The organism is Gallionella capsiferriformans ES-2, from assembly GCF_000145255.1.
GTDB lineage: Bacteria > Pseudomonadota > Gammaproteobacteria > Burkholderiales > Gallionellaceae > Gallionella > Gallionella capsiferriformans.
The window spans coordinates 2,206,768-2,222,417 of sequence record NC_014394.1 but is presented as its reverse complement, the minus strand read 5'-3'; the positions used below and the strand labels follow the sequence as shown (position 1 = coordinate 2,222,417).

16 protein-coding genes and 1 tRNA gene are annotated in these 15,650 nt (G+C 53.6%); 12 read left to right on the top strand and 5 right to left on the bottom strand.

Going from position 1 to position 15,650, the window contains the following annotated elements; genetic code table 11:
* Positions 1 to 15: 15 nt before the first annotated feature.
* Positions 16 to 3,879, bottom strand: a complete 3,864-nt coding sequence (locus tag GALF_RS10215; RefSeq protein WP_013293985.1) for a YhdP family protein — start codon at positions 3,877 to 3,879, stop codon at positions 16 to 18.
* A gap of 96 nt (positions 3,880 to 3,975) precedes the next feature.
* On the opposite strand from GALF_RS10215, the gene glnE reads away from it, so the two are divergent.
* On the top strand, positions 3,976 to 6,687 hold the full coding sequence (gene glnE, locus GALF_RS10210) for a bifunctional [glutamate--ammonia ligase]-adenylyl-L-tyrosine phosphorylase/[glutamate--ammonia-ligase] adenylyltransferase (protein ID WP_013293984.1): 2,712 nt from the start codon (positions 3,976 to 3,978) through the stop codon (positions 6,685 to 6,687).
* A 56-nt stretch (positions 6,688 to 6,743) separates the two neighbouring features.
* Here glnE and GALF_RS15745 read toward each other — a convergent pair whose 3' ends face one another.
* Positions 6,744 to 6,887, bottom strand: a complete 144-nt coding sequence (locus GALF_RS15745; RefSeq protein WP_190274071.1) for a hypothetical protein — start codon at positions 6,885 to 6,887, stop codon at positions 6,744 to 6,746.
* Positions 6,888 to 7,088: 201 nt separating this feature from the next.
* Here GALF_RS15745 and GALF_RS10205 point away from each other — a divergent pair, with 201 nt between their 5' ends.
* Positions 7,089 to 7,934: a caspase family protein gene (locus GALF_RS10205; RefSeq protein WP_013293983.1), complete on the top strand. Its 846-nt coding sequence runs from the start codon at positions 7,089 to 7,091 to the stop codon at positions 7,932 to 7,934.
* A gap of 77 nt (positions 7,935 to 8,011) precedes the next feature.
* Here GALF_RS10205 and GALF_RS10200 read toward each other — a convergent pair whose 3' ends face one another.
* From GALF_RS10200 to GALF_RS10190, 3 genes are read right to left on the bottom strand one after another with little or no spacing between them, the layout of a single operon-like run.
* Positions 8,012 to 9,919, bottom strand: coding sequence for an ATP-binding cassette domain-containing protein (locus tag GALF_RS10200; protein WP_013293982.1), 1,908 nt, complete (start codon positions 9,917 to 9,919; stop codon positions 8,012 to 8,014).
* Entirely contained in the window at positions 9,919 to 10,374 is a 456-nt protein-coding gene (locus GALF_RS10195; protein ID WP_013293981.1) for a hypothetical protein, read from the bottom strand. Before GALF_RS10195 ends, GALF_RS10200 begins: the two co-directional genes overlap by 1 nt.
* Complete coding sequence (locus tag GALF_RS10190; RefSeq protein ID WP_013293980.1) at positions 10,374 to 10,919, bottom strand: peroxiredoxin; 546 nt, start codon at positions 10,917 to 10,919, stop codon at positions 10,374 to 10,376. The genes GALF_RS10195 and GALF_RS10190 overlap by 1 nt, the downstream gene beginning before the upstream one ends.
* Before the next feature lie 95 nt (positions 10,920 to 11,014).
* Here GALF_RS10190 and GALF_RS10185 point away from each other — a divergent pair.
* From GALF_RS10185 to GALF_RS15740, 10 genes are all read left to right on the top strand, one after another.
* A tRNA-Arg gene (locus GALF_RS10185) sits at positions 11,015 to 11,089 on the top strand.
* Between the two features lie 176 nt (positions 11,090 to 11,265).
* The gene (locus GALF_RS10180) at positions 11,266 to 12,480 is read left to right on the top strand and encodes a tyrosine-type recombinase/integrase (RefSeq protein WP_013293979.1); all 1,215 of its coding nucleotides are present in this window, start codon (positions 11,266 to 11,268) and stop codon (positions 12,478 to 12,480) included.
* A gap of 99 nt (positions 12,481 to 12,579) precedes the next feature.
* Complete coding sequence (locus GALF_RS10175; protein ID WP_013293978.1) at positions 12,580 to 12,858, top strand: type II toxin-antitoxin system RelE/ParE family toxin; 279 nt, start codon at positions 12,580 to 12,582, stop codon at positions 12,856 to 12,858.
* Between the two features lie 10 nt (positions 12,859 to 12,868).
* Complete coding sequence (locus GALF_RS10170; RefSeq protein ID WP_013293977.1) at positions 12,869 to 13,174, top strand: HigA family addiction module antitoxin; 306 nt, start codon at positions 12,869 to 12,871, stop codon at positions 13,172 to 13,174.
* A gap of 102 nt (positions 13,175 to 13,276) precedes the next feature.
* Positions 13,277 to 14,191 (top strand): hypothetical protein, encoded by a 915-nt coding sequence (locus tag GALF_RS10165; RefSeq protein WP_013293976.1) that lies wholly within the window; start codon positions 13,277 to 13,279, stop codon positions 14,189 to 14,191.
* Positions 14,192 to 14,284: 93 nt separating this feature from the next.
* Positions 14,285 to 14,524, top strand: a complete 240-nt coding sequence (locus GALF_RS10160) for a helix-turn-helix transcriptional regulator (RefSeq protein ID WP_013293975.1) — start codon at positions 14,285 to 14,287, stop codon at positions 14,522 to 14,524.
* 2 nt (positions 14,525 to 14,526) lie between these two features.
* A complete protein-coding gene (locus GALF_RS15370; RefSeq protein ID WP_013293974.1) occupies positions 14,527 to 14,742 on the top strand; it encodes a helix-turn-helix transcriptional regulator in 216 nt (71 codons plus the stop codon).
* Between the two features lie 2 nt (positions 14,743 to 14,744).
* A complete protein-coding gene (locus GALF_RS10155) occupies positions 14,745 to 15,068 on the top strand; it encodes a hypothetical protein (RefSeq protein ID WP_013293973.1) in 324 nt (107 codons plus the stop codon).
* The gene (locus tag GALF_RS10150) at positions 15,068 to 15,454 is read left to right on the top strand and encodes a helix-turn-helix domain-containing protein (RefSeq protein WP_013293972.1); all 387 of its coding nucleotides are present in this window, start codon (positions 15,068 to 15,070) and stop codon (positions 15,452 to 15,454) included. The genes GALF_RS10155 and GALF_RS10150 overlap by 1 nt, the downstream gene beginning before the upstream one ends.
* The gene (locus GALF_RS15740; RefSeq protein ID WP_013293971.1) at positions 15,451 to 15,648 is read left to right on the top strand and encodes a hypothetical protein; all 198 of its coding nucleotides are present in this window, start codon (positions 15,451 to 15,453) and stop codon (positions 15,646 to 15,648) included. Before GALF_RS10150 ends, GALF_RS15740 begins: the two co-directional genes overlap by 4 nt.
* Positions 15,649 to 15,650: the final 2 nt, after the last annotated feature.

The window sequence follows — 15,650 nt, the reverse complement described above, 5'->3', positions numbered from 1 at the left end:
TCGTACCTGATGAAATTATTGTTTGTCCGACGGATTCGCGGCTTTGGGCGCAGTTATGATGGTAATCGGCTTTTCGCCCACCTTTACCACGCTCGGGTCACTCCACTTTCCAGTGACATTGTATTCAAAAGAGATTAACTTATCGAGCGGATTTCCGAGTATTTTACTCACGATGAGTGTGCCTAAGCCAACTACCGGTCCTGCTGCAAAGGCACTCAGCATTGAAACGCTCGAACCTAGTGTGGGTAAAACCTCTACACGCAGATTTTGAGTTTCGTCGTTCAGATTCACCAGCCCTTTCATGGTCACTTTAGCGGATGAGCCGTCTAAGTGTAAATCATCGGTTTGTAGCACGCCACGCCTGATGGTCGCATTGCCGTTGATGTTGTCGAATTCGAAACCGGAGCTGAATACGTCGGTAAAGTCGAGCGTGATCCGTTTGGGCAGCGCCTGCAAGCTGAGTATGCCCAGTAGTTTTCCTATGCCGGGCTCCATTTTGAGGAACTGTCCCTGACCCGTGTCGAGTTTGAGGGTGCCGTCGAGCGATGCGTAATTAAAGTCAAAAGGCTGGCCGTCCCAACTCAGATTCGCGATCATTTTGCCGCTGCCGTTCTTGACGGTATTAGGGTAGCCGGAGCGCGAGAGAATTTTTCCAGCATTGCTGATAGTGAGCAGCAGATTGACTTGGGTTTGCATGCTGGTCTGTTCACTGCGCCACAGCCCATCTCCGGTTAACGTGCCATCCGGATTGGTGATGTGCAGGCGGCGCAATCGCCAGTTCTGGCCTTCGGGCGTTCCGATCAGTTCGAAGCGACCGAGATTTTTTCCTTTGAACATACAATCTTCGATAGTGACTTCAATGGCCGGTAACTCCTGCGGTTGGCGTAGTGGGGCTGCCTGAGTCGGGAGCGCATTGTTTTTTTCCTGTTCTGTCCAGTGCAGATTGCGCAGACGGGCGGAGAGCTTAGTCTTGCCGTTAAACCCGTGCGGCTGCCACATCAGTTCGCCGTTGAGCGGCAAGCTCGTGAGCTGTGCGGCGAGGCCATCTCCGCGCCGGGCGAGCGTAATTTGTAGATCTTTCAGGTTTAAACCATAGCCGGTGAGTTGCTCGATATGCAAGGCGCCTCCCGCTATGGGCGGTGCAGAACCTGAATTTCCAGTAACGGCACCCCATCCTTGTACCGATAATACAGGCAGGTTGCCAGAAAGCCATAGGCCATCGCGGGCCGGCAGGGACGCGCTCTGCCCGCCGAAAACGAGGCTGCCACGTTTAATTGTGCTAACCCCGTTGACATCACTGCTGATTAATCGGGCATTCAGCAATTTGCCCAGTTGTGCGCTGATCAGATCCTGTTTGTCGAGGGTGCCTTTCTTTTCGAAGTGCAGAGGCCATATTTCATTGGCGCTTTTATTGAAAGGCGCTGGCAGGCTGGAACTGATGCCTTGTAAATTTGAGTTGAGCGACAGCTGAGTCATGTTTTTGAACGTGCTGATACTGGCATCCCAGTTAGTACTTCCCTGCAGCGCATCAGGCAGCGGCGTCGTTTCCGACTTGCGCAGCTGATCCAGATTGGCGCGTCCCTGCAGCGTAGCACGCAACATCCCGCCGTCTAAAGTTTGCACGTTAAGGCGTGCCGGGCCGCCCAGTATATTCGCTGTCACGGTATTCGTTTTGATGTCCGACTCGGTGAAGGACAGTTCGCCGTTCGTGTTGCGCAACCAGGGGATGCCGTTGCCGATGTTGATATCGCTGGCGGAAATACGCAGCACGCCCGCGACTTTGGCAGGTTTGTTTTCCAGTAATGGGATTTGTGCAGACAGGGTGATATGTCCGTTGCCGCTGGCTGTCATGCCATCGGTAAATCCGTCTATATAGCCGCGCACCGGACTTTGCTGGATGAATTGCAGGAATGTTGTGTTGGCGGCTTCTGCTTCACCTTTGAGCTCCAGTATTGGCTCCGCGCTTGACATGTCAGGTTGCGTGATCAGCAGGTTGTGAAGGTGTGCGCCTAGCATGTTGGCTGTCGGTGCGCGTACCTGCAATTTGTTGTTGTGGATCTGAAATTCACCCGACAGGTTTTCGATTTTCGGCCAGTCGGGTGCGAACTGCATGCTTACATCATGGGCGCGTGCGCCGATTTCGAAGAGAGACGGCGTGCTGCCATTCAGAGGAAAGTCGCTCAGATTTCCCTTCAGTCTTAGGCGAAAATCCTCGGTTTTTCCGGACAGCAGGGCATCGTTCAGCCAGTCGCTGTCCTTTTTATCCAGCGCCACCAGTGGAATATAACGGGCAGCGTGCCCGATTTCGCCGTGAGTGAGTGAGGCGGTCAGATCCGCGATGCCCAGTGTGTCTTGTTTGGTCTGAAAGGTGCCGTACAGGTTGCCTGCCAGGTCGTCGTTGGCCAGCGCCACATTGGCAACTTTGATGCTCAATTCGCCGTGTTCGCGCTGCCAGTTGGCCTGACCTGTCAGGGTGTGAAATTGCAGCGTTTCACGCATGATGCCCGGCGCATCGATGGTCAGGTTGCGCGTGTTGATGTTCAGGTTTCCGCTGGTCTCATTTCCGTCGATGGCGAGCGACAAGCCGGAAAAACCGGGATTTTTCCCGACTTGCTGCAAAGCGATATTATCGAATTTTCCCTTTATTTTATAATTGAGCAATTTGTCAGGTGTGCCCTGCCAGCTCAGCGTTAAGTCTGATACCTGTCCGCGGGGTGCATAGGCATTGAGTTCATTGCGCAGGCCAGCCTCCAGCGGTAAAAAATTAGCCAGACTGACTAAGCTTTCAATTTGCAGTAAATTGGCGCGCAACTCGCCGCGGGAGGCGAGTGCTTTACTGGCTGCCTGAGTGCGGAAATAAAAGTCAGTCGGTTGTAATTGAACGCCGCTGAGCAAGCGTAAACTCAGTTTGTCCGTCGCTATTTCCCATCCGTTTTCAAGCGCTTTCCAGCTAGCTCTGCCGCGCAGAAAGTGGATGTTCATTGGCGGAGTATTGTCAGTCAGACGGGTCGTAATATCCTGCATTATCAGATCGGCAGTCAATTGCGTAAGCGCGCCTTTGTCGAAACTCAGCCAAGCTCTGACTGCACCGCGTCCGCGACTGAGCTCTTCGGGTAATTTAAGCCAGGGGCGCCATGCCAGCATGTCGGTGTAATCGAGCTGCCCAAATACTTGTCCTCGCCATTTTTTCCATTCACCATAGCGCTTGCCGTGAAAGTCGCCGCGGATATCCAGTGGCGTCGCTAATTCAGTTGCCGGGGATGCGCGCAGTGCAAACTGATGGTGGCTAAACAGGTTTTCAATATGCAGGTTGACCCGATTGAGTACCAGGGGCGGCGCATTGCGTTGCTCGTCCAGCCACACGATGATGGCATCGCGTACTACGATACGCGATTGATGCAATAACCAGTTCGCCAGATCATCGTCGTTATTTTCAGAAGAAACGGCAACGCTGCCGATATAAAGCTTGCCCGATACATCGCGGCGTATCAGCAGGGTAGGGCGTTCAATTTCAAGGCGGGTCAGGCGCAGTTCGGCGGCAAGCAGCGACAGCCATGACAGGCTGGTCTCGATTTGCGGCAAAACCAGTGCGGGCTGGCCTTGCTTATCCAAAATACGGACATTGCTCAGACTCAGGTGGGGATGCAGGCCATCCCAGTTTCCTTGAATCTTTTCGATGCTGACCGGATTGCCCATGGCCGTCGATAACGAGGCCGTGATTTTGTCGTGAAATTGCTCGATATCCGGCAGCAGCCAATAGCGCAGCACGATGATGATGAGTGCGCAGCACGCAGCCGTCACCGCCGTGGTCACAATCGTGACACGTGTCAGCCAGTTAAAACTGTGCCAGAGCAGGCGAACGGGGCGGGAATTGAGCATGTACCATAAGTTGTGATTGGATATCCTAAGTCGTAAGTCTTGCCACTGGCCGCTTACGGCTGTTAGAGTGCATTCTAACTTATCAGGCTGGTAAATATGCTCATGAACACTGAAAACTCCTTGTCATTTTCTGAGTTTTTGCACAAAACGATGCGTTGCAGCCGTTATGCCAAACGTATTTTAGAGGCTGAACCTGTTTTGCTTGAGTGGTTGACGCAAAACTACCTTGCGCCGTGCAACCGGGATGAGATTCTGAATTTGCTGACGCAATTGCATGCTCAAGACGAAATGGCGTTATCGCGAGCGGTGCGCAGGGTGCGCAAGCAGGTGATGGTTAAATTGATACTGCGCGATCTGAACGGGTTGTGCGACCTGAACGAAGTGATGCAGGCGATGACGGCGCTGGCCGAAATTGTGGTGCAGCAGGCGCAAGAGTGTCTGATGGCCTCCTTGCAGCAGCAATTCGGCAGTCCAATTGGAGAGACGAGCCGGGCAGCGCAGCAGCTGCTGGTGATCGGCATGGGTAAACTGGGCGGCGGCGAGTTGAATGTGTCCTCCGATATTGATCTGATTTTTGTGTATGCGGAAGACGGTGAGACGAACGGCGCGCGCCTGCTTAGTAATCACGAATTTTTTACGCGTCTGGGGCGTCGCCTGATTAACATCATCAACGAGGCGACAGGAGACGGCTATGTGTTTCGTGTCGATATGCGCCTGCGGCCTTACGGCGACAGCGGCCCGCTGGTGATGAGTTTTGCTGCGCTGGAAGAATATCTGGTGAGTCAAGGGCGTGAATGGGAGCGCTATGCATGGATTAAGGCGCGGGTTGTGTCCCCTGCCTCTCATCCTTGGGTGACCGAATTGAATCAGCTGTATCAGCCCTTCGTATTTCGCAAATATTTGGATTTCGGTGCGATTGATTCGATGCGCAAGCTGCACGCGCAAATTCGTCATGAGGTACAGCGCCGTGACCGTCTGGATAACATCAAACTGGGGCCGGGCGGTATCCGTGAAATTGAATTTACAGCTCAGGTGTTTCAGTTGATCCGGGGTGGTCAGGATGCCCGTTTGCGCATTTTGCCGACCCAGCGCGTCCTTAAACAACTGGCTGAAAATGGTCAGATGGCAGGCGGTGTGGTGGCCGATCTTGATAGGGCCTATGTTTTTCTGCGCAATCTGGAACATCGCCTGCAATATCTGGACGACCAGCAAACGCAGGCGTTGCCCGTCAGTGAAGAGGATCGGCAACTGATTGCCAGCGCGATGGGCTTTGAGGATTATCCTGCGCTGTTGCAGGTGCTGGATCGTCACCGTGCCGTAGTGATAGAACAGTTCGAGCAGATCTTTGGTGCGTCTGTTCAGGAGCCCAGCCTGCTATGGTGCGAGGATATCGGCATTGAAGAGCTGTCTGACGCGCTGGGGGCGCAAGGTTATCGCGCGGCAGCGGACAGTGCGCAGCGCCTGTTGCAGTTGCGCAGCGGTGTGCGTTATCAGCAGCTCTCCGAGTTAAGCCGGCAGCGGGTGGACGGCTTGATTCCGCAATTCATCGCACTCAGTGTGCAATACAGCGATCCTGATACCACGCTTTCCCGGCTGTTGACCCTGCTTGAGGCCATCAGCCGGCGTGCGGCGTATCTGGCTTTTTTGGCCGAGTATCCTCAGGCGTTAGCACGACTGACCCGATTGCTTTCGGCGAGCAGTTGGGCGGCGAGTTTTCTGGCGCAGCACCCGGCATTATTCGATGAACTGCTCGATGCGCGGGAGATGTACCGGCCGCCGGAGTGGGAAAAAATCGATGCGGATTTGCAGGCGCGACTGGCAGGTTGCGGCAGCGATGTGGAACGCCGTTTGGAGGTTTTGCATCAGGTTCAGCAGGAAAACATCTTCTATTTTCTGGCGATGGATCTGCAGGGGTTGCTGCCGCTGGAAACGCTCAGCGATCATCTGAGCGATCTGGCTGATCTGATTTTGCGCCATGTGCTCAACCTGTGTTGGGATAACGCGCGCAAACGTCACACTGATCAACCCTGCTTTGCCATCATCGCTTACGGGAAACTGGGCGGCAAGGAGATGGGCTATGCCTCCGATCTCGATATGATTTTTCTCTATGACGACGAACATCCTGATGCACAGGAAAATTATGCCCGACTGGGCAAGAGCATCAATGCGATGCTGGGCAGCTATACGGCGTCCGGTCGGCTATATGAAACGGACTTGCGCCTGCGTCCCAACGGGGCCAGTGGTCTGCTGGTGAGTTCAGTGGGGGCGTTTGCCGAATATCAGCAAAATGAGGCGTGGGTGTGGGAGCATCAGGCTTTGTCGCGCGCACGCTTCAGTGCCGGGGACATTGCGGTGGGGGCTGCCTTCGAGCATATTCGTCAGCAGGTTTTGAGCATGCCGCGTAATATTGAGACGCTGCGGCATGAAATTATCACGATGCGTCAGAAGATGCACGATGGTCATCCGAATACCAGCCCGTTATTTGACATCAAACACGATCGCGGTGGGATGGTGGATATCGAGTTCATGGTGCAGTATCTGGTGCTGGCCTATGCACATCAATACCCTGAGTTGACCGCCAATGTCGGGAATCTGGCCTTGTTGAAAATGGCCGCTGAAGTCGGTTTGATCGATCAGGATCTGGCCTGCCAGACGCGCATCCTGTACCGTAGTTTGCGCCAGATTCAGCACCGTATGCGGCTCAATGATGCGACGCATTGCCGGGTGATGCATGATGAAATCGACACCCGCGCGGGGCTGGCATTATGGGATCAATTGTTAGGTCCGGCGGCGGTGCATGGTAGCTAAGCCTGCAGCCAAGCAACGTTTTGCTCAACCCGTCTTGGCCGGCGCTGTGGGGGCGATTAAAAACTGACGACGATGCCGGTTGTTACGGACGATAATTGACTCGTTTCCATCGTTGCCGCATCGCCGAAGGTGCCGAGATCTTCATAGTTCAATCGACCGATGATCGCCGGCATAAATTCCTGTTCTCCACCTGTGCCCAAACCCTGTTCAGGTATTTTGAGGTCGCTAGGCCGATTTGCCTATGTATTCAGGCTGATACCGTTAATTTTACCCACATGCTCTAATTTGTCAGCAGTCGGTAGGCATGCTTTGCTGCTGACAGCCTATTTTATTGCTGACTAAAAAACAGCAATAAAACCAAATAACTATCCTTTGTGTGAACTAATAGAGGGGAATAGATCATGGCAAAAAAAGCATTGTTGGTTGGAATTAACGATTATGCGCCGGTCGGTGCTGGCGGGCCCGATTTGCGCGGGTGTGTGAACGATGTGCGAGATATGGCGAATACGCTAAGCGTGATGGGTATCGTTCCTGCGATCCCGGGTGCGATGCAAATTCTGACCGATGCGAGAGCGACTAGGGCTGCGATTATCAATGGCTTGAAATGGTTGATTAAAGGGGCGGGGAGAGGCGATGTGCTGATTTTTTATTATTCAGGACATGGCTCGCAGGTGGTCGATCTGAACGGGGATGAACCCGATGGTCGCGACGAGACCATTTGCCCGCATGATTTTGCGAGCGCCGGGATGATCAAGGATGACGACTTTAATGCCTTGTTTGCTGCCGTGCCAGCCGGTGTCAATCTGGATGTGATTCTCGATTCCTGTCACTCGGGAAGCGGTACGCGCGATTTGCAGTTGGCTTCGGCAGGTACTGCGATGGTCGTGGCCCGTTATGTAGAACCTCCCATCGATGTGGGCTTTTTTATCGATGCGGCGCCCTCGCTTCCGGTGCGCGGGCTTTTTAGACGCCGTGACCTTAAAGCCGCGGTGACCGTGCCTGCACTGAAGCACGTGCTGTGGGCCGGTTGTCGTGACAATCAAACCTCGGCCGAAACGAATATCGGCGGGGCTATTCGCGGGGTGTTTACCTATCACTTCTGCAAAGCGCTCAGAGGTGCAGGGCTTGCCATTACACGCCGTAAGCTCGATGCGCAGGTATCGGTCAATATCCGGGCGATGGGGCAGGCTCAGGTGCCGCAGTTGGAGGGGACGGCAGCTTCCCTTGGTGAACGCGTGTTTACTTAATCGGCGATTAGCGGTGCGATAAAGTTAAAAGCCGTTCATGCATGACATGAACGGCTTTTAATGGGTTTAAAACGCAATCAGCTGCGTTTTTCCAGCTCTTCCCAGCGTGCCATGATGGTCAGTACTTCTGCCTCTATCGCCTCATTGCGCGTTTGCAGTTGCTTGGCGCGTTTGGCGTCATTGCGGAAAATCGTGCCGTCGGCCAGATGTGCTGCGATATCGATTTGTTCCTGCTCCAGCACTTCGATGCGTTTAGGCAGGGCTTCGAGTTCCTGAGTTTCCTTGTAACTGAGTTTGGAGGCGACTTTCGGTTTTTCAACCGCTTGCACTGCCGTGCGCGGTGGGGTGGACAACGCGGGTTTAGCCAGCGCTGCTGCCGCCTGATATTTTTGCACCCGTACCCAATCCTCGTAGCCGCCGACATATTCCTGCAGCTTTCCGTCACCTTCGAATGCGATGACTTGCGTCACCACATTATCGAGGAAGGCGCGGTCATGGCTGACCAGAAACAGCGTGCCGTCGTAGTTGGCGAGCAACTCTTCGAGCAGTTCCAGCGTTTCGATGTCCAGATCGTTGGTCGGTTCGTCGAGCACCAGCACGTTGGCCGGTTGTGTGAACAGGCGGGCGAGCAGCAGGCGATTGCGTTCGCCGCCTGAACAGCTCTTTACAGGGGACCTTGCTCGCTCAGGCGGGAACAGGAAGTCGCCCAGATAGCTGATGACGTGTTTTTGTTGTCCGGCGATTTCGACGAAATCAGAACCCTGGCTGATGGTGTCGGCCAGCGTCATATTCTCATCCAGTTGTTCGCGCAGCTGGTCAAAGTAGGCGACCGACATCTTGGTGCCGAGCTTAACCTCTCCTGAATCGGCCTCGATGTCACCCAGAATGATTTTGAGCAATGTGCTCTTGCCCGCGCCATTGGGTCCTAACAGGCCGATCTTGTCGCCGCGCTGGATGCGGCAGGAGAAATCGTTGATCAGCGTGCGGCCGCCGTAGGCTTTGCTGACATTGGACAGTTCGGCGACCAGTTTTCCTGAACGCTCGCCGGTATCAACCGTCATTTCGACTTTGCCCTGTTTTTCGCGGCGTGCGGAACGGTCGAGGCGCAGTTGCTCCAGACGCAGCACGCGGCCCTCGTTGCGGCAGCGGCGTGCTTTCACGCCCTGACGTATCCAGATTTCTTCCTGTGCCAGTACCTTGTCGAATTTGGCGTTGACCACGGCCTCGTCCGCCAGCATGCGTTCCTTGATCGCAAGATAGGCGGTGAAGTTGCCGGGGAAACCGGATAGCTTGCCGCGGTCGAGTTCGACGATGCGGGTCGCGACGTTGTCGAGAAAACGTCTGTCATGGGTGACGAACAGCACGCTGCCGACAAAATTGTTGAGCAGTCCTTCGAGCCAGTCGATCGAGGCGAAATCCAGATGGTTGGTCGGTTCGTCCAGAATCAGGACGTCGGGCTCTGCGACCAGCGCCTGCGCCAGCGCGACGCGTTTGCGTTGTCCGCCTGACAGGTTGCCGACCAGGCGGTCGGGGTCCAGATCCAGTTTGGCGATGGCCGTTTCGATTCTAGCCTGTACCGACCAGCCGTCCTGCGCTTCGAGTTGCGTTTGCAGGTGCTGCATTTCTTCGAGCAGGGTGTCGTAATCTGCGTCAGGTTCCCCCAGTTGATGCGAGACATGGTGATAGTCGTGCAGCAGTTTTTGCAAAGGCCCGAGACCTTTTGCAACCGCATCGAACACGCTGTCTTCGGCATCCAGTACCGGTTCCTGGCTTACATAGCAGATGCGCGCCGAAGGCTGGCGCCAGATCAATCCATCATCCAGCGTGCCCTGACCTGCCAGCACGCGCATCATGCTGGACTTGCCGCCGCCGTTGCGCCCGATCAGGCCGACGCGTTCGTTCTCGTCGAGTTGAAAATCGGCATGGTCGAGCAGGGCTACGTGACCGAAGGCGAGACTGGCTTTATCTAGTGTGATGTAGGGCATTATTTTGTAGGGGAGAGATTCGAGGATTGAGGTAATGAAGATTGATACAGAAAGGAGAAGCCGATTACCCAAAGCGCCATGACCCAGTAGCCGAATGCATCGGTGAAGCCATTCAACACCAGTCGCAGGTCGTGACTTTCGATCAGGAACTGGGTGAACTGGAAAATGACGAACAGGGCTGCTAGCAGGTTGGCCGCAAGCACCAGACGCTGACCGAATCCAAAACCCTTGCCGGTCGGATTGCCTTCAGGAGGCAATGACCCGCGAAAATGCAATATCAGGTAAACGGTGCCAAAAATCAGCACAGCGCCCACGAGTCGTCCGGGTATATCCCCTTCGTGCGTGTTGACACCCAGTACTTCGAGCAGCATGCGGCCTGCGAATGCGACCCAGCCCATCCCCAGTGTTTGTGGAATTAAAAACCAGGCGATAAACAGATTGATACGAGGCAGCATTATTTTGGTTCTCCGGCAGTTAGTTTTTTCAGGTCTTCGATGATTTCTTTTGAGTGACGCGAGGTTTCAACATTCAGGTAGTCCTGTTTTAAATTTCCTTGCGGATCGATTAAAAAGGTAAAACGGCGGGCCACTTTCATCACACCCAGATTAAGCAGCGCACCATAACTCGCCGCGACCTCTCCTTGCTTGTCAGCCAGCAAGGGAAACGGCAGGTGGTATTTTTTTGCAAAGCCGGCGTGACTAGCGCTATCGTCTACGCTGACGCCGATCACCTTGGCGCCGAGTTCAGTGAGTTGAGCTAGATCGTCGCGAAATGCGCAGGCTTCTTGGGTGCAGCCGGGCGTGTCGTCTTTAGGGTAAAAATACAAAACGACCCATTTGCCCCGATAACTTTGCAGGCTGTGTAGTTTCTCGTGCTGGTCATTGAGCTTGAAGTCGGGTGCAGGCTTACCGATTTCCGGCAAATTTCCCGCACGGGCGGCCCGCGCGACGAACAGCGAGGCGAAAATAATCAATGCGGCGAAGACGGCGAACCATTTCATTTGTTGACCTTATTGAGCGATATTTTGCAACAGGCGCGCATGATACCAGCGTGAGGGTTTAGATTACAGCGCAATTCCGGTAGAATGCGCACGCTGTCCTCGTCGTAAAATGGATATTACCGCCCCCTCCTAAGGGGCAATTACAGGTTCGATTCCTGTCGAGGACACCAAATAGCTGTTTTTCTGCATTCATCCCCGTACATAAAACCCTTATAAACACTGGCTTTGAGCGTAATACACGCTTAACCCCGTGCATTCCCGTCTATTGCAATGTGCCCCCACGTGGGGGCATAATCGGGGGCATCAGGATCTACTGCCTGAATTTATGCCCCCAAAGGTGATCGACATGAAGTTGTCCGATGCAGCGGTGAAGAAAGCTAAACCCGAAGCCAAGCCATATAAATTGGCGGATGGGGACGGAATGTATATTGAAGTCATGCCCAGTGGCTCAAAATACTGGCGGCTTAAATATCGCTATGCCGGAAAAGAAAAGAGGCTTGCACTGGGTGTATATCCAGAAGTGAGCCTAAAAGATGCACGGGAACGGCGCGACGCTGCGCGCAAGCTGATAGCCAACGGCACAGACCCAGGCGAAGCCAAACAAGCCCAAAAGCGCGAGGGCAAGATAGCGGCGGCGAATACCTTCGAGGCTGTGGCGCGTGAATGGGTTGAGAATAGATCGAATGACTGGACGGCAGGCCACAAGGCGCTGACGCTGCGCACACTGGAGCAGGACGCATTCCCGTCTATTGGTCGCCGCCCTATCGCTGAAATATCATCATCTGAGGTATTGGCAACGGTGCGTGCCATTGAGAAACGCGGGGCGCTGGAGATTGCCGGCCGTGTCTTGCAACGATGCAGTGCTGTTTTTCGTTATGCCATCGCAACAGATCGGTGCAAAAATAATCCGGCCTTCAAAATGAGCGAGGCGCTCAAAAGCCCGACCCGCTCCCACTACAACACAATCGAGAAAGGCGGATTTCCGAAACTGTTGCGCGATATTGACGGCTATCAAGGCAGTCCGATGACCACATACATCTTGCAACTCATGGCGCTGACCTTCACCCGCACGGGCGAACTGGTAAATGCAGAGTGGAAGGAAATAGATCTTGATCGGGCGGAATGGCTAATCCCTGCTGAACGGATGAAGATGCGCAGGCCGCATCTTGTGCCGTTGTCCGTGCAGGCTGTGGCTGTATTCCGTGAGGCTGCGAAGTTGTCCGGTGATCGGGTCCATGTATTCCCGAACCGTAACGACCCAAGCCAGCCAGCCAGCAACGCCATTATTCTGCGCGCATTGGGGCGCATGGGTTACACGGGCAAGATGACAGGCCACGGCTTCAGATCGGCGGCCTCAACCATGCTGAACGAGAACAAAAGCAAATGGGGTATTCACCGCGACACAATCGAATTGCAGCTCGCACACGTTGAAAAGAACGCCAGCCGTGCGGCGTACAACTTCGCTGAATACCTTGATGAGCGCCGGACAATGATGCAGCAATGGGCTGACCATCTGGACAAGTTAAAAGCGGGTGCGGAAGTTGTGAAGCTGCGTGCATAGATCGGCTGGGATTGATGGCGGGTTGTTGGTGTTGCGAAATCGCGGTTTACGGCTGCATAACTCTTGATATGCGTAACTATACGCTATACAATACAGCATATGATTAAATCATTCAGACACAAAGGGCTAAAAGCCTTCTATGAAACTGGCAGCAAGGCTGGCATTCAGCCGCACCAAGCCGCAAAATTGGAACGTCAATTGGTTCGCCTCAACATTGCCAAAGACCCCAGCTACATGAATATGCCGGGCTGGGATTTCCATCCGCTGACGGCGAACCTCGCAGATCATTACTCGGTCAGCGTGAACGGTAATTGGCGTATGACCTTTACGTTTGAAGGTGAGGATGCTGTGTTGGTCGATTATCAGGACTATCACTAGGAGAAATGACATGAGCAAAATGCATAACCCGCCGCACCCAGGTGCGACCTTGAGAGAAGATGTATTACCCGCGCTAGGGCTGACTGTTACCGATGCAGCAAAGCAACTAGGCGTAACCCGTGCCGCATTGTCCCGCGTGCTGAATGAACACGCCGCAATATCCCCATCGATGGCGTTGCGCCTTGAAGGGTGGCTAGGGCTGGAGAATGGCGGTCATGCAGACGCGTGGGTCGCACAGCAAGCAGAATACGACTTATGGCAGGTACGCAAGGCTGGTATGCCACAAGTGCAACGCGCCCAACTGAGAGCAGCTTAATCGAGTTCGCCGCACCTAGTCCGTGCTTAATTACCACGGGCGAAAGCACAGAAACCCTTGCTGTGTTGGTGCGGCTTCTATTCAGGGCGTGAAAGGGGCGGTATGTTTTTCCACGGGCAATTTGAAGAATTTAATCCGGTATCAGACTATGTGTCGTCGTCGCCATTTAGTAGTCTGCCAACCATCGCTGACAGAGCGCGTGACCTTCTTAAATCTCGCACCTTGGAACAAATATTGATTATCGCGCAATCAGTAGGGAAATTGATTGATTGGCATTTTGAATACCTAGAATACTGCGCAATAGACGAACTAAAAAGCAGTTTGCTTAGGTACGCTACCGAGTTTGGAGCATCTGACGAACTTGACACATTCTTTGAGTGGGACGGTGGAAGTAATGATAACGGGCAATGGCTTTTTAAAAAGTCGATGACAGATCAGCTTGACGTGCTTACAGCCGAAAATTCAAATGTTGTGGATGCCCTAAAAGCCAGAATAGAAGACTGGGACGACGAAGACCCAAAAGAAGACCCTAACGAGCAGCCAGAAGGTAAGAATCATGAGTTTTTTGCGGTGCTAGCTCTTCTTCTAATAGCTGATTCTCAAAAATGGCATTCTAAGTATAAAAGCACATCCATTGCAGGTGAAAGCGCAATACAGGCAATGGATGCAGTTTGCCATGCTGAACATTTACAAAGGAAAGCGAGTTTTAAAGAATGCCTTTTAAGATACAAAGCAGATGAAGAAAAAAGCAATCTGAAAAAAATCCATTCCGAGAGGGGAAGGAATGGAGCAATTGAGAAAAATAAGACAATGCGAATTTTAGAGCAGTGGACGCTCAAACAGTATGACGCCGGAAGCTGGAAAACGGGCAATAAGGCCGCATGCGAACTTAAAGAAAAAGTATTGGCGCATGGGAAAGCAATCGAAGCGTATTTATCGCCAGCTAACGCGCAGCGAACAATAGCGGAATGGATTAACAAGCATCGCGCCCGTATAGCGGCTAGACCGACACGTTAAGCGGCTACACTGACACGGCTAGCCGCCTGATGGAATAGAAACAAATTCCCATAAAATCAATGATGAACGCCTTAATTCATAAAGGCGCACATCATGTCACATCAAACCGGCAAAACCGACGCGAGCGCAATTCCCGATGCGCTCAAAAACTTTGATTCCCTCCCTGATTCTGCAAATGTCCGGCAGCCAGTCGTAGAGGGCTTATTCAGCTGCTCTGCTGCGACCGTCTGGCGCATGGTCAAGCGTGGATCGATACCAGCCCCCCGAAAATTATCCGAACGCGTCACGGCGTGGAACGTAGGTGACCTGCGTAAAACATTGGCGGGGGTGTAATCATGGTAAGCACACAACCAACACCTACAAAATTCCTCCGCCTTTCTGACGTAACAAAAGCAATTGGCGCATCCGGATCATCAGTCTGGGCGTGGGTGAAAAATGGCACGTTCCCTGCACCCGTCAAACTTTCCCCGAACTGCACCGCATGGATCGCGGCGGAAGTGGATCAATGGGCAGCCGACCGTATCGCGGACAGTCGTAAGGCAGGGGTGTAATTATGGCTTGCACTCAATCAACATTTCTTGAGCTGCTCGATGGCATGATCGACACCTTGCGGCTGGTGGCAAATAAAGAAACCACAGTCCTTCACCCTTATGTCGAAAGCGAATTATTCAAAGCGGTTGGGGCCTGTGAGGATGCCTGTATCGTTGATGGTGAATTTGACTGGCGCAATGCCATGCCAGACGACGTCAAAGCCCTACGCGCCGCCGCGCTGAGTCTGCTCAGTACACTGACCGCCGAAGGCTCAACCAACGCACAGAGCGAACGGGAAAGCCTTGTGCTGGCGCTTGCATCCGTCAATTGTGAAGGCGGTGCGTAATGAGCGCCGTCCTCAATGAGCTTGCCACAAATGAAAACGCCCGGGGGCAACCGGGCGAAGGGCAAAGCAAAACAACAACGCAGTTATTTTCGTACCCAGAACCATGCTCCGTCAAGGGGCGCGTACTCGCTGACCTTCTTCATGGCGACAAGCTGACGCATATGGATGTGTGGGAGCGGCACGGAAGCAGCCGAGCCTCACATCATGTTCTTGTGCTCAGAAAGGCGGGATGGACAGTCATTACTGAAGAAATCGAATCGCCCACCTCTGACGGACGCATAGCCAGAATCGCGTTGTACTCGCTGCCTTTCGACACCATCAAGGCCGCCGGAGAAATCGGGCAGCGCTATTCGGCTGAATCGCGTACGGAAAGGGGCGCGCCATGACTGACGAAAAATGTCTGTGGAAACAAGCTGAAGAATCTACACACATCATCCCCCGCCTCTCTGGGGCGGAGAAGCGCAAAGCAATTATCAATCTGCTCAGAATCATCATTCACGCCCTGCAAGCGGAATGCCCCTGCGAGTATTGCCACGATGCAGCGGCTATTCGTCAATCAGCGCGATCAACAGGAGGTTAACC